Source organism: Xanthomonas arboricola pv. populi, from assembly GCF_002939945.1.
Lineage (GTDB): Bacteria > Pseudomonadota > Gammaproteobacteria > Xanthomonadales > Xanthomonadaceae > Xanthomonas > Xanthomonas arboricola_A.
On sequence record NZ_MDEB01000004.1, the window covers coordinates 313199 to 334573 of the forward strand.

18 protein-coding genes and 1 pseudogene are annotated in these 21375 nt (G+C 68.0%); 6 read left to right on the forward strand and 13 right to left on the reverse strand.

Annotated features, from left to right (window positions below):
* Window positions 1-96 precede the first annotated feature (96 nt).
* Together purD and purH are read right to left on the reverse strand one after the other, a co-directional pair.
* Window positions 97-1392 (reverse strand): phosphoribosylamine--glycine ligase, encoded by a 1296-nt coding sequence (gene purD / locus XaplCFBP3123_RS13610; protein ID WP_104534514.1) that lies wholly within the window; start codon window positions 1390-1392, stop codon window positions 97-99.
* A gap of 132 nt (window positions 1393-1524) precedes the next feature.
* The gene (purH, locus tag XaplCFBP3123_RS13615; protein ID WP_104534515.1) at window positions 1525-3108 is read right to left on the reverse strand and encodes a bifunctional phosphoribosylaminoimidazolecarboxamide formyltransferase/IMP cyclohydrolase; all 1584 of its coding nucleotides are present in this window, start codon (window positions 3106-3108) and stop codon (window positions 1525-1527) included.
* Between the two features lie 73 nt (window positions 3109-3181).
* Here purH and XaplCFBP3123_RS13620 point away from each other — a divergent pair.
* Window positions 3182-3399: pseudogene (locus XaplCFBP3123_RS13620) on the forward strand (hypothetical protein); the annotation flags it as partial.
* Between the two features lie 950 nt (window positions 3400-4349).
* Window positions 4350-6386 carry a hypothetical protein gene (locus tag XaplCFBP3123_RS13625; protein ID WP_104534588.1) on the forward strand — a complete coding sequence of 679 codons (2037 nt, stop codon included), beginning with the start codon at window positions 4350-4352 and terminating at the stop codon, window positions 6384-6386.
* Between the two features lie 312 nt (window positions 6387-6698).
* Here XaplCFBP3123_RS13625 and fis read toward each other — a convergent pair whose 3' ends face one another.
* From fis to XaplCFBP3123_RS13640, 3 genes are all read right to left on the reverse strand, one after another.
* Window positions 6699-6971 (reverse strand): DNA-binding transcriptional regulator Fis, encoded by a 273-nt coding sequence (fis, locus tag XaplCFBP3123_RS13630; protein WP_104534516.1) that lies wholly within the window; start codon window positions 6969-6971, stop codon window positions 6699-6701.
* Between the two features lie 116 nt (window positions 6972-7087).
* Window positions 7088-8236, reverse strand: a complete 1149-nt coding sequence (locus tag XaplCFBP3123_RS13635) for a DUF3426 domain-containing protein (RefSeq protein WP_104534517.1) — start codon at window positions 8234-8236, stop codon at window positions 7088-7090.
* A 368-nt stretch (window positions 8237-8604) separates the two neighbouring features.
* Window positions 8605-8982, reverse strand: a complete 378-nt coding sequence (locus XaplCFBP3123_RS13640) for a helix-turn-helix transcriptional regulator (protein ID WP_104534518.1) — start codon at window positions 8980-8982, stop codon at window positions 8605-8607.
* A 146-nt stretch (window positions 8983-9128) separates the two neighbouring features.
* Between XaplCFBP3123_RS13640 and XaplCFBP3123_RS13645 the strand changes: the two genes are divergently transcribed.
* On the forward strand, window positions 9129-9632 hold the full coding sequence (locus tag XaplCFBP3123_RS13645) for a hypothetical protein (protein ID WP_104534519.1): 504 nt from the start codon (window positions 9129-9131) through the stop codon (window positions 9630-9632).
* A 12-nt stretch (window positions 9633-9644) separates the two neighbouring features.
* On the opposite strand, the gene prmA is transcribed toward XaplCFBP3123_RS13645, so the two are convergent.
* Window positions 9645-10565, reverse strand: coding sequence for a 50S ribosomal protein L11 methyltransferase (prmA, locus tag XaplCFBP3123_RS13650; RefSeq protein WP_104534520.1), 921 nt, complete (start codon window positions 10563-10565; stop codon window positions 9645-9647).
* A gap of 372 nt (window positions 10566-10937) precedes the next feature.
* Here prmA and XaplCFBP3123_RS13655 point away from each other — a divergent pair, with 372 nt between their 5' ends.
* Entirely contained in the window at window positions 10938-11864 is a 927-nt protein-coding gene (locus XaplCFBP3123_RS13655) for a hypothetical protein (RefSeq protein ID WP_104534521.1), read from the forward strand.
* Window positions 11861-12223 (forward strand): hypothetical protein, encoded by a 363-nt coding sequence (locus XaplCFBP3123_RS13660; protein ID WP_104534522.1) that lies wholly within the window; start codon window positions 11861-11863, stop codon window positions 12221-12223. Before XaplCFBP3123_RS13655 ends, XaplCFBP3123_RS13660 begins: the two co-directional genes overlap by 4 nt.
* A gap of 279 nt (window positions 12224-12502) precedes the next feature.
* Here the strand turns inward: XaplCFBP3123_RS13660 and accC are convergent, their stop codons facing one another.
* The 7 genes from accC to XaplCFBP3123_RS13695 form a co-directional block, all read right to left on the reverse strand.
* Window positions 12503-13870: an acetyl-CoA carboxylase biotin carboxylase subunit gene (accC, locus tag XaplCFBP3123_RS13665; protein WP_104534523.1), complete on the reverse strand. Its 1368-nt coding sequence runs from the start codon at window positions 13868-13870 to the stop codon at window positions 12503-12505.
* Window positions 13871-13912: 42 nt separating this feature from the next.
* Entirely contained in the window at window positions 13913-14242 is a 330-nt protein-coding gene (locus XaplCFBP3123_RS13670; RefSeq protein ID WP_253254206.1) for a four helix bundle protein, read from the reverse strand.
* 76 nt (window positions 14243-14318) lie between these two features.
* Complete coding sequence (gene accB, locus XaplCFBP3123_RS13675; protein WP_104534524.1) at window positions 14319-14804, reverse strand: acetyl-CoA carboxylase biotin carboxyl carrier protein; 486 nt, start codon at window positions 14802-14804, stop codon at window positions 14319-14321.
* A gap of 97 nt (window positions 14805-14901) precedes the next feature.
* Entirely contained in the window at window positions 14902-15348 is a 447-nt protein-coding gene (gene aroQ, locus XaplCFBP3123_RS13680) for a type II 3-dehydroquinate dehydratase (protein ID WP_104534525.1), read from the reverse strand.
* A 473-nt stretch (window positions 15349-15821) separates the two neighbouring features.
* Complete coding sequence (locus XaplCFBP3123_RS13685) at window positions 15822-18146, reverse strand: protein-disulfide reductase DsbD family protein (RefSeq protein WP_104534526.1); 2325 nt, start codon at window positions 18144-18146, stop codon at window positions 15822-15824.
* 5 nt (window positions 18147-18151) lie between these two features.
* Window positions 18152-18484, reverse strand: coding sequence for a divalent-cation tolerance protein CutA (gene cutA / locus XaplCFBP3123_RS13690; RefSeq protein ID WP_102596499.1), 333 nt, complete (start codon window positions 18482-18484; stop codon window positions 18152-18154).
* Window positions 18485-18803: 319 nt separating this feature from the next.
* Window positions 18804-20615, reverse strand: a complete 1812-nt coding sequence (locus XaplCFBP3123_RS13695; protein ID WP_104534527.1) for an endonuclease — start codon at window positions 20613-20615, stop codon at window positions 18804-18806.
* A gap of 423 nt (window positions 20616-21038) precedes the next feature.
* Between XaplCFBP3123_RS13695 and XaplCFBP3123_RS13700 the strand changes: the two genes are divergently transcribed.
* Window positions 21039-21326 (forward strand): co-chaperone GroES, encoded by a 288-nt coding sequence (locus XaplCFBP3123_RS13700; RefSeq protein ID WP_003483210.1) that lies wholly within the window; start codon window positions 21039-21041, stop codon window positions 21324-21326.
* Window positions 21327-21375: the final 49 nt, after the last annotated feature.

Genomic DNA, 21375 nt, shown 5'->3' on the forward strand with positions numbered 1-21375 from the left:
CCCGGGCATTATTGCCGCAGGCACGCGCCATCGGGGTGGAGGGCGGCTAGTCCTTTGTCAGTAGCCGCGTTGTATCAAGTGCCGGAGGCAAGGCGCTCAGGCCTGTGCATCCTGCTCGCGGGCGATCGCACGCCAGCCGATGTCGCTGCGCTGGAAGGCGCTGGCCCAGTGGATCGGCTGCAGGCCTGCATAGGCGTTGCGCTGCGCCTGCTGCACGCTGTCGCCCAGCGCGGCAACGCACAGCACGCGGCCACCGGCACTGACCACCTCACCGTCTGCAGTCAATGCGGTGCCGGCATGGAAGACCTTGGCCGTGGCCGGCACTGCGTCCAGGCCGCTGATGACCTCGCCGGTGATCGGGGCCTCTGGATAGGGCCTTGCGGCGATGACCACGCCCAGCGCCGGGCGCCGGTCCCAGTGCGCCTGCGCGGTGTCGAGCTTGCCGTCGATGGCCGCGTCGAGCAGATCCACCAGGTCCGACTGCAGGCGCAGCATCACCGGCTGGGTCTCCGGGTCGCCGAAGCGCACGTTGAATTCGATCACCTTGGGCGCACCGTGCGCATCGATCATCAGCCCGGCGTACAGGAACCCGGTGAACGGCACGCCGTCGGCGATCATGCCTTGCACGGTCGGCTCGACCACCTCGCGCATGACGCGTGCATGCACTTCCGGCGTCACCACCGGGGCCGGCGAGTACGCGCCCATGCCGCCGGTATTGGGGCCGGTGTCGCCGTCGCCGACGCGCTTGTGGTCCTGGCTGGTGGCCATCGGCAAGGCGTGTTTGCCGTCGACCATGGAGATGAAGCTGGCTTCTTCGCCATCGAGGAATTCCTCGATCACCACGCGCGCGCCGGCATCGCCGAACGCGTTGCCCGAGAGCATGTCGTGCACCGCGTCTTCGGCCTCGCCCAGCGTCATCGCCACGATCACGCCCTTGCCGGCGGCTAGGCCATCTGCCTTGACCACGATCGGCGCGCCTTTCTCGCGCACGTACGCAAGCGCTGCGTCCACGTCGGTATGTACCGCGTAATACGCGGTGGGGATGCCATGGCGCGCGAGAAAATCCTTGGCGAAGGCCTTGCTGCCTTCCAGCTGCGCGGCCTTGGCAGTGGGCCCGAAGATGCGCAGGCCAGCGGCGTGGAAACGATCGACCACGCCCAGCACCAGCGGCACTTCCGGGCCGACCACGGTCAGCGCCACCGCTTCGCGCTGCGCCAGGGCGAGCAGGCCGTCCAGGTCGTCGACCTTGATCGCGACATTGCGGCACTTGGTTTCGGTGGCGGTGCCGGCATTGCCGGGTGCCACCAGCACCTCGCTCACACGCGCGGACTGCGCGATCTTCCAGGCCAGGGCATGTTCACGGCCGCCGGAGCCGATGACGAGGATTTTCATGTGAGTGCCGGGAATGGGGAATAGGGAATGGGGAATAGCAAAGTCTTTGGTTCTGCAGGCCGTACGATGTGGAGTGGCATCCAGGGAACCGCTCTGCCGATTCCCGATTCCCAACTCCCCATTCCCGGCACGTCAGTGCCGGAAATGCCGTACGCCGGTGAACACCATCGCGATGCCGTGTTCGTCGGCGGCGGCGATCACTTCGCCATCGCGCATCGAGCCGCCGGGCTGGATCACCGCCTGGATGCCGGCAGCGGCGGCGGCATCGATGCCGTCGCGGAACGGGAAGAACGCATCCGATGCCATCACCGAGCCGGCCACCGTGAGCCTGGCTTCCTCGGCCTTGAGCGCGGCGATCTTGGCACTGACCACGCGGCTCATCTGCCCGGCGCCCACGCCGATGGTGCGGCTGTCCTTGGCATACACGATGGCGTTGGATTTGACGTACTTGGCCACGCGCCAGGCGAACAGCAGATCGCCCAGTTCGGCCTCGCTGGGCGCGCGCTGGGTGACCACGCTCAGTTCGCCCAACGACATGCCGCGGTTGTCGGACGACTGCATCAGCAGGCCCGAGCCGATCCGCTTGGTGTCGTAGTTGTTGAGGCCGTTGCCGTGCGGGATCTTGAGCACGCGCACGTTGGCTTTCTTGGTCGCGTAGTCGAGCGCGCCGGGCGCGTAGTCCGGGGCGATCAGCACTTCGACGAACTGGCGGTCCAGGATGGCTTTCGCGGTCGCTGCATCGAGCGTCTTGTTGAAGGCCAGGATGCCGCCGAAGGCGCTGGTCGGGTCGGTCGCATAGGCCAGCTCGTAGGCATCGCCGCAGGCGGCGCCCACCGCTACGCCGCAGGGGTTGGCGTGCTTGACGATCACGCAGGCCGGCGCATCGAACTGGCGCACGCATTCCCACGCCGCATCCGCATCGGCCAGGTTGTTGTAGCTCAGCTCCTTGCCCTGCAACTGCTGGAAGGTGGCCAGCGTGCCCGGCACCGGATACAGGTCGCGGTAGAACGCGCCGGCCTGGTGCGGGTTCTCGCCGTAGCGCAGGTCCATCACCTTGACGAAGTTGGAATTGATCTGCGCCGGGAACGGGCTGCGCGTGGGCACGCGTTCGGCGCTGTCGGCCACGGCCGAGAGATAGTTGCTGATCGCCGCGTCGTACTGCGCCACGCGGTTGAACGCGGCCACCGACAGCGCAAAGCGCTTGGCCGCCGACAGCTGGCCGTCGTTGGCATCGAGTTCGGCCAGCAGCTCGGCGTATTGCGCCGGGTCGGTGGCCACCGCCACGCGGGCGAAGTTCTTGGCCGCCGAGCGCAGCATCGCCGGGCCGCCGATGTCGATGTTCTCCACCGCATCGGCCAGCGTGCAGTCTGCCCTGGCGGTCACCGACTCGAACGGATACAGGTTCAGCACCAGCAGGTCGATCGGCACGATGCCGTGTTCGGCCATCACCGCCTCATCGATGCCGGCGCGGCCGAGCAGGCCGCCGTGCACCAGCGGGTGCAGGGTCTTGACGCGGCCGTCCATCATCTCCGGGAAACCGGTCAGCTCGGCAACGTCGGTGACCGGCAGGCCCGCCTCGCGGAGCGCCTTGGCGGTGCCGCCGGTGGACAGCAGCGCGACGTTGCGCGCTGCCAGCGCGCGGGCCAGATCGACCAGGCCGGTCTTGTCGGAAACGGAGAGCAGGGCCCGGCGCACGGGCAGGAAGTCAGAGGCCATCGGTGGGGATATCAAGGCGGGGCAGCCGATATTGTAGGCTGCACCAGCGCTCGAATGGGCTCAACACCCTGCGATGGCATCGATCTGTGCGCTGAAAGGACGCTACCCGGCGCTGCTGCGGCCGATGCTGGGCACGCGCGACATCACCGCCAGCCAGGTGACGCTCGCTGCGGCTGCGGCTGCGGTGTCGTTGCTGGTGCCGCGGTGGTCTGTCGCGCTGGGCATGGCGGCGTGCGCGATCGCCTGGACTCGGTGGGCGTCGCCGCCCCGGTGTTGTTCCTTCTGATCCCCTGCGGCTGGGCGTGAGCGCGTGACGCACTTTGGTGCACGGCTTGCAGCGGCGCCGTGCACCCGATGACGAAGACGACGCACTCCGGCCGGAGCAGTGCCTGGGCTTCGATCGTCATGCGATGCGTCGCAACGAGCGATACGTTCGACGCTGCGGTGTACCTGCCAGGCAGCCCGTCGCAACCGGTTGCTGCTGCTTGCGCGTTGAGGCGCATGTTGCCCGACGCCAGTTATCGCTCCGGGCAGTCATTGCCAGGATGAAACTGCCAACGGTGCATCGTCTGAAAGCGACGATGGATCACGGACATCGAATCAACCGCTCCTCATTTTAAAGCCTCGCACGGCATTGCCACGCTGCGTGGTGTGCATGGCTGCGCACGGTGAGGGTGTTCCACTTCATTCCGGCATGCTGCCGCGACGGGATTCGATGGCTGCGCGAAACTCTTTTTTTTCGGGACGTGCACTGACGAACACAATCCGAAACCGGTCGCAGATTGATCAAAAAAACCGGTCCCCGGGCGTGGGGCAGCTATCTGTTCTTCGGTAATGCGAACCTGTCTTCTGCTGCGGCGACAGTGGCCACGCCGGGCTGACCGACGATCTGTGCTCGCTGACCGATTCGCTCAACCGGTTCACCAGCAACGACGCTCTCGGCGAGGCGTTACGTCGCTACTTGCTGCAACGGCTGTCGCGCAGGAGCCAGCCTTGCCGTCACTCCCCCGCTGCGTCTTGCCGTCACGGCCGTCCATGACCCTGCGATTCAAGCAAGACACCGCAGCGCACGTGCGCCTGGTGGCGTTCGTCGATGACCAACCGTCGCAGTACCGCGACTGCCCTTGCCAATGGGCGGATCCGTCTCGCCATGGCGGCGGGATGATCCGCATCCCTCGATTGGCCAGGGCATGCACGCCGGTTTGCGCGGCTGCCCGGAACATCCCTATGAGAGCAAGCCCATGAATCGCGAAAAAGTCCTGGCCTTACGCACGTGCACGAACAACATGTCCGATCATTGCGGTCTGATCTGGCCGCAGTCAGGCAGTGTCGAATGCCGGCATTGGCAACCCACCATCAAGCAGGAAAACGGTTTGACCGGCCTGTTGTGGGGGCAGGGAACCAATGCGCATCTGAACATGCATGCCGATGCGCATTGGGTGGTCTGCATGGTGGATACCGCCGACATCATCTGGCTGGGCGAGGAGGGAATGATCAAGTTTCCCCGGGCCGAGGTGGTCTACGCCGGCAACCGTGCCGGCGCCATGCAGTGCATTGCTGCGGGCATTGCGCAGCACGCGCCGCCCCCGCCGGAGCTGCCTGCAATCGTTGCCGCGGATTTCATTCCCAAGGCAGCGCAGGCGCAATTCACTGCACCTGTCGTCGAAAGCGGCGCGCCTTCCACCGCGCCACGTCCAGCAGCGGCCAGCGGCATCGATCCACAGGCCGCACAGCCTTCGAATGCGATCTTGCGCACGCGCGAAATCGCCACCTATGGCAGCACGCTCACCGGCGCCGATCAGAGTCAGCTGATCGCAGGCTATGGAAGTACCGAAACCGCAGGCAATGGCAGCGAGTTGATCGCCGGCTACGGCAGCACCGGCGTGGCCGGATCCGACAGCACCATCGTGGCCGGCTATGGCAGTTCCCAGACCGCAGGCGGGGGCAGCACGCTGACGGCCGGCTATGGCAGCACCCAGACCGCGCGGCATGGCAGCGAGCTGACCGCCGGTTACGGCAGCACGGAAACCGCGGGGGCGGACAGTTCGCTGATCGCAGGCTATGGCAGCACGCAAACCTCCGGCGGCGACAGCTCGTTGACGGCCGGTTACGGCAGTACGCAGACATCGGGCAACGACAGCTCGCTGATCGCCGGTTACGGCAGTACCCAGACCTCCGGCGGAGAAAGCTCGCTGACGGCCGGCTATGGCAGCACGCAGACGGCGCAGGACGGCAGTGACCTCACCGCCGGCTATGGCAGCACCGGTACCGCAGGTGCCGACAGCTCTCTGATTGCCGGTTATGGCAGTACGCAGACATCGGGCAACGACAGCTCGCTGACCGCGGGCTACGGCAGCACGCAAACCGCCCGCACCGGCAGCGACCTCACTGCGGGGTACGGCAGTACCGAAATCGCCGGGTTCTCCAGCACGCTGATCGCCGGTTACGGCAGCAGCCAGACCGCCGGTGGCGACAGTACCCTGACCGCCGGCTACGGCAGCACCTTGATCGCGCAGGACAACAGCTCGTTGACCGCCGGTTACGGCAGCACCGAGACCGCGGGGCAGGACAGCTCGCTGATTGCCGGCTATGGCAGCAGCTTGACCAGCGGCGTGCGCAGTTATCTGACGGCCGGCTACGGCAGCAACCAGATCGCCAGCTATGGCAGCTCGTTGATCGCAGGGCACGAAAGCACCCAGATTGCCGGCCATCGCAGCATGCTGATCGCCGGCAAGCTGAGCTCGCAGACGGCCGGTTCGCGCAGCACGCTGATCGCCGGCATGGGCAGCGTGCAGACGGCGGGCGACCGCAGCAAGCTGATCGCGGGCGCCGACAGCACCCAGATCGCCGGCGACCGCAGCAAGTTGCTGGCCGGCAGCAACAGTTTCCTCACCGCCGGGGACCGCAGCAGGCTCACCGCAGGCGACGACTGCACGCTGATGGCGGGCGACCGCAGCAAGTTGACCGCCGGAAAGAACAGCATCCTGACGGCGGGCGCCAACAGCAGATTGATCGGCAGCCTGGGCTCCACCCTGACCGGCGGCGAAGACTCGGTGCTGATCTTCCGCTGCTGGGACGGCAAGCGCTATACCAACATCATTGCCAAGACCGGAGAAGAGGGCGTCGAGGCCGACACGGCCTATCAGATCGACGACGACAAGAACGTGGTGGAGAAGTTCGACGATCCGTTCGACACGCTCGCCACCATCGTGCCGGACCATGGCAGCGGCCCGGCCTCCGCAGCGGATCATGCAGCGATAACGCAATTGCCGAACTGAGCAATCCACTCGCCCAGGCGATCGGCATTGCCGATCCAGCATTGCCGCCAACCGCCGGAGACGCGGCGGTTGGCCCGATCAGATGAAGAAGGCGCGCCAGGCGCGCCACGCTGGGCGACGGAAGTCCTGCGCCTAGGCGTGGGATCAACAGGGAATACTTTGGGCAGTCCTAACCGGCATCAACACACTGCGCATTCCACACCACGCAACGAAGATCGGCCATCGGCCGCGTCATCACCAAGCGTGCCAGCTAGCGCACTGCCAGACCCCAACGCTCCAACGATTCCCCACTCCCGATTCCCGATTCCCGTCCTACGTCAGCCCGTACTCTTTCAGCTTCTTGCGCAGCGTGGCGCGGTGAATGCCCAGCATTGCGGCCGCGCGGCTCTGGTTGCCTTCGCAGTGGTTGAGCACTTCCACGAACAACGGAATCTCCATCTCGCGCAGCACGATTTCGTACACATCGTCGGCGTCGCTGCCGTCCAGGTCGCGCAGATAACGGCGGACGGACTGGGCCACGTGTTCGCGCAGCGGCGACTTCGGGGCGCCACGACCGGTGTCAGGACGAGTGGGGGCTGCGTTCAAAGGAGGTTTCCCAGTGTCACGAAGCCGGGACGCGTGGCCGGCGAGGGAGAGTGAGTCTAACGCGTGACCTCATTGCTCGCCACGCCCGTGTGGCCATCGGTGCAGGTCGTGTTCGCTCAGCGGAAGTCGAAACTGAAGGCGGCCGTGCTCGCAGCCGGTTCGCGCACACGAAACGCCACCTGCACCGCCTGGCCCGGCGCAAGCGTGTCCTGCGCGGCGGGCGGCTGGCCCAGATACTCCTGCGGCGCCAGCACGCGTGTGCCGATCACCCGCCCGTCGGCGTCGGACAGCGACAGCTGCAGCCAAGGCCAGGCCTGCGCCCAGCGCGCCTCGTTGCGAAAGCTGGCCTGGATCTGCAGGACCCCGGGCTCACCGGGCAGCGGGCGCACATCGCGATTGAGCAAGGTCAGCGCGGCCGGTTCGCGCCAGGCCGGCAGCGTGCAGCGCGCCACCGCGCAGGCGGCGCCGACGAGCGGGCGCCACCGCGCATCGGCGGCCAGCTGCGCGCGGTCGGCGATGACGATCTGCAACGCCAGCAGGCCGACCAGCCCGACCAGCAACGCCCACTGGCGGCCGCTGGCGCGCAGCCGTGGCCGGGTCAGCCCGCGGCGTGCGAACGCAGGCGCGGCCTGGGCCGGCAGTGGCTGGAACTGGGCAGGCGCCGCTGCCTTGGCAGCGTCTGCGTCGCTGCCGCTTGGCTCGGTGTCCACGTCAAGATCGGTGCCGGACGCGGGCGTGGCGGCGCGCTCGGATGCTGGCGCCGACACGGAGCTGTGCTGACGCTCCTGGTCCGTGCCTGTCATGCCGCCGGCAGGCACGCCACTCGGATGCGCAGCGGTCGGCTGTGCAGCGGGAGTGCCGGTGAGCGCGGCGTGGTTGTCGCTGGGGCCGGCCGCTGTGCCGTCCACACGATCGCCGGGCAGCTGGCGCATGGTCGATGTGGTCCACGCCAGCCGGTCCGGCCCGGCGGTATCTGCCGCAGTCTCGCCGGCATCGCCGCGTGGCAGGAGGAAGTCCGCCGGCACAGCGTCATCGCTGCGTGGCGCGGCCACCAGTGGCTCAAATGGCAGCGACACGATCGGCGCCGCCGGTGCGGCCACCGGCTCCGCCAACGGCGCCGGCACCAGTGCGCTGGCCGGCACTGGCGGCACGTGCATCGGCGATTCGGCAGCAGGCACCACCGGGGTCGGCATCAGCGATGGGGCGGCCGGCGTCGCACGCAGGAACGTGGCCAGGGGGCGGCGCGGTGGCGGAGTCTCGGACATCGGCAGGCGTGCAGCGGGAAGAGCGCTATTCAACCACGCGCACGCCGATGGGCGAACCCGGGTGCGTCATGCGTGTGCGCGACACGCAATTGCAGGCCCCGATGCCGCTTCCATCGACTGTGGGCACGCATCCGTCGGGTGGCCGGCCGTCGCGCCGCTGTTACCCCCTGTCTCAGCCAAGTGCCGCATTCCAGCAAAGCCCGCAGTCCAGCCAACGTGCAAACGGAATTGCCGGCGCCACGTCATCCGCATCCGATTGGGCTAGCTGCCAACTCCGAGCTTGCCTTGAGAACGACGCCCCAAGCAGCCTGTTCCCGAATCCCGAATCCCGAATCCCGAATCCCGAATCCCGAATCCCGAATCCCGAATCAACGCCTGCGCCGCGTCTTGCCCTCGGCCAGCAACAGATCGAGCAGGCCGCTGCGCTGGCGCGGGGCCAGCGTGTCGAAGCGGGTCAGCAGCACGCGTTGCTGGTCGTCCAGGCGGCGGTACTGCGCGGGTTCTTCGGCGATGGCCGACACCGGTGGGCCGAAGGTCCGCTCGCCGCGGCCGGTGGCCAGGTATTCGAACGCCATGCCGCTGCGCTTGGCCAGGCCGATCAGGTTTTCCACCGAGGGCGCGGTGCCTTCGGCCATCTCCCACTGCGCCACCGCGCTGCGGGTCACGCCCAGCTCGCCGGCCAGGGCTTCCTGGGTCAGCTTGGTCAGAGCGCGGGCTTCGCGGACGCGTTCGTACAACTTGCTCACACGGCACCGTGAATGGGAACGGGCCGGGAGATATAGCCCTAGCAGCAATCAGGGATAGTTCGTATGCCTTTCATATGCCGATATGTTTGCGATACTGTCTAGGCGTCAATGATGACGGGATCACAGCGAACTCAAGGAGGACGTCCATGGTCGAGCCAGCCGCCCCCAAATCCGCCCGCGCCGCCACGCCGGCAACGCCGCCAGCCGCTCCGCCTGCAGACGCATGGCCGGCACATTCGCCGCTGGATCCGGCGATCAATCGCTTTCGTGGCGCGCCGTGTTATCAGGTCTGGCAGCGCCAGGACGCGTGGACCGCCGTGGTCGAGGGCACGCAGTGGTCGGCCGGGCTGGCGCCGCGGTGGTGGGCGCTGCGCCAGCGGCACTGGCGGCTGCTGGCAGCGAGTGTGGGATTGCTGGCGCTGGCCGCCGGCCTGGCGAGCCTGGGCATGCAGACGTGGTCGCTGCCGGTCTGGGCCGCGTTGCTGCTGGCCGAGCTGGGCTTGCGTGTCCATGTGGCCCGGCAGGCCGGGCCATGGCGCAGCGCGGCGCTGCGGCGTGCCGGCTGGCAGGCGGTGACCCGCCTGCGTGCCATCAGCGTGGCCGATGCGGTGACCACCGCGCAGATCCGCGCCGGCCGGCCACCGCACTGACGCGAGGCTGGGTCAGTGGCGGCGCACGCCGTCGATGCGCATCCAGTCTTCGTCGCGTTCGCAGCGCAGTTGCTCGAACCAGGGCGCGTAGCGGTGCAGCAACTCCTGTTCCTGGCCGTGCAGGATGCCCGACAAGGCGATCCGTCCGCCCGGTGCCACGCGTGCGGACAAGGTGTCGGCCAGCGCATCCAGCGCCGACGCCAGGATGTTGGCGACCACCACCGGATAGGTCTGCACCGGCTCGTCCTGTGGCAGGTACACCGCCAGCTGCGCCTGCAAGGCGTTGCGCTCGGCATTGTCAGCAGTGGCCAGCAGCGCCTGCGGGTCGTTGTCCACGCCCACCGCGCTGGCGGCGCCCAGCTTCAGCGCGGCGACGGCGAGAATGCCCGAGCCGCAGCCGAAATCCAGCACGCTGCGGCCCTGCAGCTCGCCGCTGCCGGCCAGGCTGTCCAGCCAGCGCAGGCACAGCGCAGTGGTCTGGTGGGTGCCCGAGCCGAACGCCAGGCCCGGATCCAGACGGATCACCGCCGCGTCGGGCGCCTGCGCGGCCTCGGGCAGCGCGTGATTCCACGGCACGATGAAGGTGCGCGCGCCGAACTGCATCGGCTTGAACTGATCCATCCAGGCGCGTTCCCAATCGTTGTCCTCGACCGTGCGGAACGCGACCTGGCTCCAGTCCAGCCCGGGATCGAACGCCTCCAGCGCGGCGAGCAGCACCAGCGCATCGCTGGCGTCGTCGAACAGTGCATTCAGCACCATCGTGTTCCACAGCGGCGTTTCGCCGACGCCGGGTTCGAGAATGGCGCGCTCGTTGCTGGTGTCGGCATTGGCGTCGAGCAGCGTCACCGCCAGCGCGCCGATATCGTCCAGCGCATTCTGGTAACGGGGCTGGGTGGCGTCGGAGCAGGGCAGGGTCAGTTCAAGAAACGGCATCGTGGCGGTCGGGCAATTCGAAAGCGTGCATCGTAGACCATTCGTGCAGGCGGACTCTTGCGCGACGGAGGCTGGGTGGATGCGTCGAGCGCACGACACGGCGGATGCCGTCGCCTGATCAGCGGAATCAGCGCCGTGCCGCCAACCGCTGCCGGCGCATGACGCGGACGCGCCGGCAACCAAACCCCCGCTGCGCGTCGCTCACGCCACACCCGCGTAGATCACCGTCCTCATGCAGCGCACCTTCCTCATGCAGCGCACCGTCCGCAGTTCGCAACGGCAGCGTCCGCTTGCGCGCCAGCGCGTGCGGAGGCGGGTGCTAGACTCCGCGCCATCGCTGCGGGGCTTTCCGCAGCAGGGTCGCCGCTGTCCATGCCGCTTGCTCGTGCCCGCCATCTCTGGCTGTTGCTGGCTCCCGTCGCGCTCGCGGCGGCGGCCTGGTGGCATGTGCGCGCGCAACCGGGCGATTCGCCCATTGCAACGCCGTCAGCGGCTGCAGGCAGTGCCCGCGCAGGCGCGCTTGCAGCGGTGGCGCACGCGCCCGCCGAACGCAGCGCTGCCTTGCACTTGCCGTACCGCGATGCGGTGGACGCGCAGCCGGACCTGTATCGCTATGCGCAGCAATTGCAGCAGCAGGTGCGCGCCGGCGATGCGCAGGCGCGTTGGCGCCTGAGCCGCGTCTACGATTACTGCGCGCCGTATGCGTCCAGCCCGGCCGGTTACGCCGCCGACAGCGCATGGATCGCCGCACAACACACGCCCGGCGTGGTGGCGATGCACGCCGCGCGCACGCGCGTGGCGCAACGCTGCGCCGGCTTTGCGCCCAGCGATGGCCTGAGCCCGCGGTTGGTGGCGCAGCAACGCCAGGCGGCCGCGCGTGCGGGCAACCTGGCTGCCGAGGCGGCGTTGCTGGCGCTGGGCGAGCCGCTGCAGCGCTCGCCGACCTACCGGCGCGCGCTGGTGCAGCGCGTGCTGGCCTCGCGCGATCCGGAGGCCTATCTGGCGCTGGCGCCGGCAATGGGCGCGCGTGCCAGTGGCGATGACAGCCTGGTCGGCTATGTGGCCGGCGATCAGTTCGCCGAGCTGGCCTGGCAGGTGGCCGCGTGCCGGCTGGGGCTGGATTGCAGCGCAGACAGCACCCTGGTCACCAGTTATTGCGCCAACGCGGGCATCTGCTCGCGCGACAGCGCGCAGGATTTCGTGTCGTTCGTATTCGATGCCGCGGTGCCGCGGCAGGGAGCAGACAGAGTGGATGAGATGGTCGATAGCTTGGTCTCCGAGCCGGGAGCGCAGTCATGAATTACCGTCGCCTGGCGCATGGCGCCAAGTTCTGGTTCTGGGTCGCGTTGTTCGTGGCGTATTCGGCTGCGGCGGTGGGCATCGTGATGATCGACACCGCCGATCACCGCTACCAGCCGCTGTCGGTCAAGTCGACCACGGTGACCGCCGACGAACAGCAGCGACGGCATGGCGCCAGCCAGGTGGCCGCGGTGTACCGCGCCAGCAGCGCGATGCCGTTTTCGACATTGCCGGCCGGCTCCACCTTCCAGGTGGTGTGGCCGGATGGCTCCACCGAAACCATGACCGTGGTCGACCCGGCCTCCTCCAGCGGCATCGTGCCGGTGCCGGGCAGCCAGCAGCCTGCGCCGCGGCGTTGAACGATGCAGCGCATCGCGCTCCGATGCGGGCGCGATGCGCATCCGCGCGGACGACTGGAGATCTGCGCAGCGGATCCGGCAGCACCCAGGATCCCGTAGGAGCGCACCTGGGCGCCACGAGGTTCCACCGATAAAGCGCGGTCGCGCCCGGGTGCGCTCCTACGCATGGGTCGGCTGGCCGCGTGCCTGGTCTGCGTGAGGCACTGCCGGCGCGATGCACCGGGAAACAACGCAAAAAAGCCCGGTTTCCCGGGCTTTTTTGTGCTCTGCCTGCTGCGATCAGGTCAGCGCGATCGACTTGTTCTTGCGCTCGGCCAGGCGCTTTTCCAGATAGTGGATGTTCTGCCCGCCGGCCTGGAAGCCCTTGTCGCGCATGATGCGCTGCTGCAGCGGGATGTTGGTCTTGATGCCGTCCACCACCATCTCGCTCAGCGCCACACGCATGCGCGCGATCGCGGTCTCGCGATCGGGGCCATGCACGATCAGCTTGCCGATCATCGAATCGTAGTTCGGCGGCACCTTGTAGCCGGCGTAGATGTGCGTATCCACCCGCACGCCCGGGCCGCCGGGCGGATGGAACGCGGTGATCAGGCCCGGATTGGGCATGAAGGTCTCCGGGTCCTCGGCATTGATGCGGCACTCGATCGCATGCCCGCGCAGCACGATGTCGCTCTGCTTGATGGTCAGCTTGCGGCCGGCGGCAATGCGCAACTGCTCGCAGACCAGATCGATGCCGGTGATGCGCTCGGTGACCGGATGCTCCACCTGGATACGCGTGTTCATTTCGATGAAGTAGAAACGCCCGCCTTCGAACAGGAACTCGAAGGTGCCCGCGCCGCGATAGCCGATGCGGATGCAGGCATCCACGCAGACCTTGCCGATCTCGTTGCGCAGTTCTTCGGTGATGCCCGGGGCCGGCGCTTCTTCCACCACCTTCTGGTGGCGGCGCTGCATCGAGCAATCGCGTTCGCCCAGATGGATCGCACCGCCCTGGCCGTCGGCCAGCACCTGGATTTCCACGTGACGCGGATTTTCCAGGAACTTCTCCATGTAGACCTGATCGTTGCTGAAAGCGGCCTTGGCTTCGGACTTGGTGGTTTCGATGGCGGCCTTCAACGCGGCCTCCGAATGCACCACGCGCATGCCGCGCCCGCCGCCGCCGCCGGCGGCCTTGATGATCACCGGGTAGCCGATTTCGCGCGCCACCTTGGTGTTGGCGACGATGTCATCGCCCAGCGGGCCGCCCGAGCCGGGCACGCACGGTACGCCGGCGGCCTTCATCGCGCGGATCGCCTCGACCTTGTCGCCCATCAGGCGGATGGTGTCGGCCCTGGGACCGATGAAGATGAAGCCGGATTCTTCCACGCGCTCGGCGAAGTCGGCGTTTTCCGACAAAAAGCCGTAGCCGGGATGGATGGCCTGCGCATCGGTGACCTCGGCCGCGGCGATCAGCGCCGGGATGTTGAGATAACTGTCGCTGGAGGCGGCCGGGCCGATACACACCGACTCGTCGGCCATGGCCACGTGCTTGAGGTTGCGGTCGACCGTGGAATGCACCGCGACCGTGCGGATGCCGAGCGTGTGGCACGCGCGCAGGATGCGCAGCGCGATTTCACCTCGGTTGGCGATGACGACTTTATCGAGCATGGGAATAGGGAGTCGAGAATGGGGAATGGGTAGAAGCGGGCATCATGGTGCGGCTCCACGTCTGCGTAAGGCATTCATCAATGCGGTGAGCTTGGCGAAGACCTGGTCGACCTGCTGGCTGACGATGTCTTCGTCTTCGGTGTTGCTATAGCCCAGTCGTACGGCGATCTGGACCTGTGTATCCAGTTCGGAGAGCGAGCCGCGCGCAATCGAGAGGAACCGCGCGTAATCGGGAGTTGAGCGTCGCGCCGCACCTTCGGCGATATTCGACGGGACGCTGACGGCCGCACGGCGCAGTTGCGCCGTCAGGCCGTAGCGTTCCTGCTCGGGAAAGACCTCGGTGAACCGATAGATCATTTCCACAAGCTCCATGGAATCGCGCCACGCCTCCAGGCGTTCATGAGGCCGCTTTGCCGATTCCCGATTCTCCACTCCCGATTCCCGGCTCTCAGCCAATCACAAACAACGGCTGATCGAATTCCACTGGCTGGCCGGTTTCGCCGAGGATGGCCACGATGGTGCCGGAGACGTCGGCTTCGATCGGGTTGAACATCTTCATCGCCTCGATGATCGCCAGCGTCTCGCCGGCCTTGACCTGCTGGCCGACGGTGACGAAAGCCGGCTTGTCCGGCGAGGGCGAGGTGTAGAACGTGCCGACCATCGGTGCGCGCAGCACGTGGCCTTCCGGCAGGGCGGCAGCCTGCTTTGCGCCGCCGGTGGAGGCCTCGGTGGGCGACTGCATCGGCATGCTGGCCGCGGCCGGGGGCTGCGCGAGCGGGGCAGGTGCGTACTGCTGCATCGGCGCGCTCATCACCGTCGTGCCCTTGGGCACGCGCGCCAGACGCACGCTTTCTTCGCCTTCCTTGATCTCGATTTCGGCGAGATTGGATTCTTCGAGCAGGTCGATCAGTTTCTTGATTTTGCGGAGATCCATACGGGCCTCATGAGGTGAATCGGTGGAGGTTGCCGGCGGCTGCCGGCGGAATGGGGTCAGGCCGTCGGCGCGGGCGCCGGCGTGGGTGATGGGGACGTCATGCGTCGCGTTCCAGCCGCGCGATCACCGCTTCCAGCGCCAGCCGGTAGCTGTCGGCGCCAAAGCCGCAGATCACGCCATCGGCCTTGTCGCTGAGATAGCTGTGGCGGCGGAACGGTTCGCGCGCATGCGGGTTGGACAGATGGATTTCCACGAACGGCAACCCCACGCCCAGCAGCGCATCGCGCAGCGCCACCGAGGTATGGGTGAAGGCGGCCGGGTTGATCAGGATGTAGACGGTGCCGTCCTCGCGCGCGGCGTGGATGCGCTCCACCAGCACGTGCTCGGCATTGGACTGCAGGCAGGCCAGCGTATGCCCGGCCGCCTGCGCACGGTCCACCAGGGCCGCATCGATCTGCGCCAGCGTGGTGCGCCCGTAGACGTCCGGCTCGCGGGTGCCGAGCAGGTTGAGGTTGGGGCCGTGCAACAGCAGCAGGTGGGCCATGACATCCGGGAAAGCGGAAAGGCCGGAAGTCTGCGCGATGTGGCCGATGCTGTCCAGATAGGCGAAGTTAGGGTTGTTTTAAACGTTCGTTTTAAAATTGGGAGTGGCAAGCGGTCGGGCCGGCGGGTGGAGCCTTGCGGGGCCGCCGTTTCGCGGCCGGCACTTGGCGCGGCCAGTCGGTCGATCGCAGGCCGACCACTCGCTGAATCGCCGTCGGGGGCGTTTTGCCGTGTCCGCTCGCGCGGAAGTGGGGCGCTCATTGCCGCAATGACGGTGAGCGCGTTGTCTCAAACTCCGACCTGGTGTCCGCCGCGCTGCTGCTCAACAGGGTCGGCATCGACGTCCTGCCGTTGTTCGACGGTATCCAGCGGCCTCAGCGCTGGCCGCTGCCCGCTGCAGTCGTCATCGCGACATGCCGTCGAAGGATCGGGCCGAGGTGCCAGCCGAAGCGATGGCCAGCGTGCCCGGCCGGCTCACCGCGCCGCGCGCAGCAACGCATCCTCGGTGATCGCGTTGGTCAGCACGGTCGGCAGCACCGCCGGCGGTGCGCCGGGGCCGTAGACCACGTACAGCGGCACGCCGACGGCCTGGTGCTGGTCCAGGAAGGCGCTGATCCTGGGGTCGACGTTGGTCCAGTCGCCTTTCATGTAGACCGCATCGACGCGGCGCAGCGCGTCGCGGAAGTCGGCGCTGCTCAGCACGTTCTTTTCGTTGGCCTTGCAGGTCACGCACCAGTCGGCGGTCATGTTGACGAACACCACGCGGTTGTCGGCGCGCAGGCGGTCCAGCAGCGGCGGCGAGAACGCCACCACACCCTCGGCGGCAGTGGCGGCCGGCAGGCGCAAGCGGGTGACCCCGACCACCGGCACGATGGCCAGCACCAGCATCACCGCAGCCAGGCTCATACCGATGCGGTGGCTTTTCCAGCGGCTGCGCTCGAAGCAGAACAGGCCCAGCGCCAGCAAGGTGGCACCGACCAGCATCAGCGCCAGCGCGTCCACGCCGCGCTGCTTGCCCAGCACCCACAGCAGCCAGATCGCGGTGAGATACATCGGGAACGCCAGCACCTGCTTGAGCGTTTCCATCCATGCGCCGGGCGTGGGCAGGCGCCGTGCCAGCGAGGGAATGAAGCCGATCAGCAGGAACGGCAGCGCCAGGCCCAGGCCCAGCGCCAGGAACACCAGCATCGCCAGTAGCGCCGGGGCGGTGAACGCATACGCCAGTGCGGTCCCCATGAACGGGGCGATGCACGGGCTGGCCACCACACAGGCCAGCACGCCGGTGAAGAAATCGCCCAGCGGGCCATTGCGCGCTGCCAGCGACTGGCCGATGCCGCCCAGACTGCTGCCCAGCGTGAACACGCCCGACAGGCTCAGGCCCACCGCAAACATCAGATACGCCAGCGCCGCGACGAACCACGGCTGCTGCAGCTGGAAGCCCCAGCCGGCCGCCTGCCCGGCCGCACGCAGGCCGATCACCAGCGCGCCGATCGCCGCGAACGACACCAGCACGCCCAGCGAATACCAGATCGCATGGCTGCGCGCGTGGCTGCGGCTCTCGCCGCTGTGGGCCAGGCCCAGCACCTTCAGCGACAGGATGGGCAACACGCAGGGCATCAGGTTCAACACCAGCCCGCCGAGCAGGGCCAGCACCAGCATCGCCAGCAGGCCTTTGTCGGTATGCGGCGGCTGGGTGCGTTGCGCATTGTCGGCCGAGGCATCTGCGGCCGGTGCTGCAGTCGCCGCCGGCGTCGGTGCCGGCGCTGGCTCTGCAGGCAGCTGCCCGGCGGGCAGCGGCGAAATCATCAGCGGTGCCGCCTGCGCCTGATTCTGTGGCGACACCGTGCCGGCGGGCAACTCCAGTGCCACGCGGCGGGTCATCGGCGGGTAGCAGATGCCGTCGGTCTGGCAGCCCTGGAAGGTCGCCACCAGGGTCGCCTTGACCGGGTCGGCGTGCTCGCGCAGCAGCGGCAAGGTGACTTCGGCCTGCTCGAAATACACCACCACATCGCCGAAGTGCTCATCGCGGTGCGCCTTGCCCTGCGGCCAGCGCGGCAGCCCGGGACGCACGCCGCCGGCGCCTTCCAGCGCCAGCGAGGTGCGGTCGCGGTAGATGTAATAGCCGGGCGCGGGGGTGAAGCGCAGCAGCAGGCTGTTGCCGTCGCCGACGATGGCTTCGAAGGTAAATGCCTGCTCGGCCGGCAGCGGCAGTGCGTCCACGCCGGCGGCCTGGCCGGTGCTGCCGAACAGCCGCGGGCCAGCCGGTGCGCGCGGCACCAGTGCGCCCAGGTTCTCGCGCTGGGTGGCGGGCGTCGCGGCGGGAGCCGAGGCATCGGGCAAGGCCACCCGCAATTCGCGACGTTGCGGCGGGTAGCACACGCCGGCGTCGGCGCAGCCCTGGTATTGCACCTGCAGTACGGCGGTCTGCACCCCGGCATCGGCCTTGCCGGCCAGCCTGGCCTGCAGTTGCTTGCGGTAGGTCTGCACCTGGCCGAAGAACTCGTCGTGCTTGCTCTGGCCTTCCGGCAGCGCCAGCTCGCCGGCCGCGAAGCCTTGCCCGGATTTGACGCTGATGCGGTGGCGATACAGGTAGTAGCCCGGCGCGATCTTCCAGCGCAGCGCGATGCTGTCGCGGCTGTCGGCGGTGGCGCTCAGGGTGAAGGCCTGATCCACCGGCAGCAGATCGGCCTCGGTGACCGCGGCCTGCGCGGGCAGGGGCGCCACCAGCGCCAGCGGCGCGGCGAGCAACGGTACGGCCAGCAGTGCGCAGCGGGCGATCCAGCGGGACAGAGACTTCATGGACGTCAGGATTCCTTGCGGGTTTCGGCCCGGACCCAATCGAGATACGCCGGCAGCCCGGCGCTGGCTTGGACCGCGATCGCCTCCGGCAGTTCATACGGATGCAGCGCCTGCAGCCGTGCGATGGCGTCCGGCAGGCGGTCTTCCCAGGTCTTGATCAACAGCTGCACTTCCTGGCTGCGCTCGATCGCCCCGTTCCAGCGATACAGCGACTGCACGCCGGGCAACTGGGTGACGCAGGCAGCCAGGCGTTCGTCCAGCAGCGCGTGCGCAATGCGCTCGGCGCTGGCGGCATCCGGGCAGGTGCTGAACAACAGATGGAGGGACGAGGCGCTCATGTGACCGCGCAGTGTAATCCCCTGTCTGCAGGGGATCGACCGCAGATTCCGGAACAGGGCGTCAACTTCGCCAGGCCTGGCGGCCGGGCGGCCGGGTGGCCGGGTGGCCGGGCGGCCGGGTGGCCGGGTGGCCGGGCGGCGGTGCCCGCGCGCCGGCGGCTCGCGCATGCAAGGACGCGATGGCGATGTGCCGGATGAAGTGCACAACGTCGGACGTCGCGGGCCGGCGGCCGCGCACGTTCGCCGCGCGGGCGATGGTGTGGGTTGCCGCCGCAGGCCGACGACCGGCCCGACGCCTTGCGCGCCGGGCCGGGCTGGATCACTCGGCCAGCTGGCAGCTGGCCGGCTTGGCCGAGGTGAACAGGCTCGAGGTCGCCCATTCGGGGTGATCCACGAACGGGTTGCGGTTGCCCTGGAAGCTGAAGATCACCTGGTTGCGCGCCCGCTCGGCATCGTCCGGCGGGTCGGCCTGGTGCCAGGCCAGCAGCGTGGACAGCAGGCCCATATAGGCCGGCGAGGCCGAGGTCTGCACGATCTTGCTGCGGTCGTCGGTGAGTTCCAGGTCCGGCTCGGACTGCCCGGTGGCCGCGTCGGTACCGCCTTCGTAGCGGATCGCCATGTACATCACCGCACGCGCCATGTCGCCCTTGCGCTTGCCCCACACCTCGAAGGTGCCGCCGTTGCCGTCGGGGGTGCGCACCCAGTTGGAATTGCCCGGGTAGCGCCCGCTGCCGCCGCCGCTGCCGTCGTTGACCTCGGTGACCCGCTCGCCGCAGCTGCTGGTGCAGGCCGCATAGGGCTTGTTGCCGCGGTCGGCGTTGAAGGCGGTGTCGGTCAGATAAAGCATGTGGGTGTCGGTGTAGGGCGCATACGGCAGCCCCTTGTCGCCGCTGGCGCTGCCGAAGCCCAGCGAGTTGGGCCAGGTGTGCTCGCGGTTGTAGGTCAGCCCGCTGCCGGTGCCGGCGCGGTCGCTGCCCTTGGCGTAGCTGCGGTTGCGGTAGGCGTCCAGGATCCGGCCGCTGTTGTTGGGATCCTCGTCGGCCATCTCCAGGATGGTCCAGGTGCTGGTGCCCGAGCCGCTGTACGGATAGACCGTGTGGCCCTTGATCACGGTATGCAGCGAGCAGCGCAACTGGCTGGCATTGGCGGTGTTGACCCGCGCGTAATAGCCGGTACCGCCGCCGCTGGCGGTGGCCACGGTGAAGGCGATGGACTGGTTGGCGGCCGGGCTCAGCCCGCTGGCATCGCGGATGGCGCTGGCGGTGATCGCCAGGGTGCAACGCTCGCCACCGACCAGGGCGGTGTTGGTGGACAGGCTGAAGCGGGTGCCGCTGCTCGGGTAGCTCAGCGCCACCGTGCCGGAGCTGGCGCAGCTCAGCGCGAAGGCGCCGCTGCTCAGCGTCACCGCCTCGCTGAAGCCCACGCTCAGATCGCCCGCGGCGGGGAAACCGGTCGCGCCCTGGGTCGGGGTGGTGCTGGTGATCGTCGGTGCACCGCCGGTCTCGCCGCCACCGCCGCTGCCGTTGAAGCTCTGGCCGCGGTTGCACGCGCCGAAGGTCTGCGCCGAGGAGCCGGCCCAGCTGAAGTTGGCCGCGCTGCTGCCGGTACCGGTCAGTTGCAGCGAACTGCCGACCGCGCTGCTGTTGCTCTCGCTGACCGGCAGGGTCTGGCTGGTCACGCCGGCGGCGGGCCCGCCGCTGGCGGTGATGGCGCCTTCGTAACTGAGGAACTGCACCAGTTGCCCGTTGGGGTCGACCAGCGCCACGCCGTCGTTGGGCCCGTTCTGCACGCCGTTGCTGGCATAGCTGACCGTGGCCACGCGCACCTGGCTGCCGCAGCTGACCAGGCTGCCGGCCGGCACCGCGGTGTTGGCATAGACCGTCGCCGCACCCGGCGCGCTGCCGTTGTACAGATGGATGCGGTAGCCGCTCAGCGACTCGCCGGCGGTGGCCACCACTTCCACCCCTTCGCCGCTGTCGCCGGACGCACCCGCGTCGTCGTAATGCAGTTCGTTGATGAACACCGCCGCGTGGGCGGCAGGGGCGGTCAGCGCGAAGGCACAGGCCAGGGGAAGCGCGCAGCGCAGGGACCAGCTCAGGGGGAAAACACGGGCACGGGACGGCAACCTCATCGACAGCTCCTTGTGATCGGGGAATGCGTTGCCGACTGTAAGACGTGCGCATGACAATCGGTGGAACCTGGTTCCATTTTCAGTGCGGCTGACCCGGCGACTATTTTTGCTGCCCAGTGCCCAGTGCCCAGTGGCGCCAGGCGCAGCAGCCGTTGCGTAGTCCGGTTCTAAATCCGCTCTTTCCGCAGCGACCTGACGAACCGCTCGCCAGCTCTTGGCCGCTGCCCTGCCGCCCTTGGACAAGACTGCTCGGCGAAAAAATTTTTGCCCCCAGCCCTTGAAAGCTGCCCACACAGCACAATCTCTGGCCCGCACCCGCTCTGTCGGGTTTTTTCCGCGCGCTGTGCTGGCAGTCGTCACATGCGAGTGCTAACATCGCCGATAATTTCCAGACCAATCAATCACTTAAGAGGGTCTTTCTCTATGAGCATCAAGCCGCTTCACGACCGCGTTGTAGTCAAGCCGATCGAAGCCGACGAAGTTTCCGCCGGCGGCATCGTGATCCCGGACTCCGCCAAGGAAAAGTCCACCAAGGGTGAAGTCGTCGCCATCGGCGCCGGCAAGCCCCTGGACAACGGCAGCCTGCGCGCGCCGGTGGTCAAGGTCGGCGACAAGGTCATCTACGGCCAGTACGCCGGCAGCAGCTACAAGTCCGAAGGCGTCGAGTACAAGGTGCTGCGCGAAGACGACATCCTGGCGGTCATCGGCTGATCAGGCGCTATGCGCCGGGAATCGGGAGTTGGGAATCAGGAATGGGCAA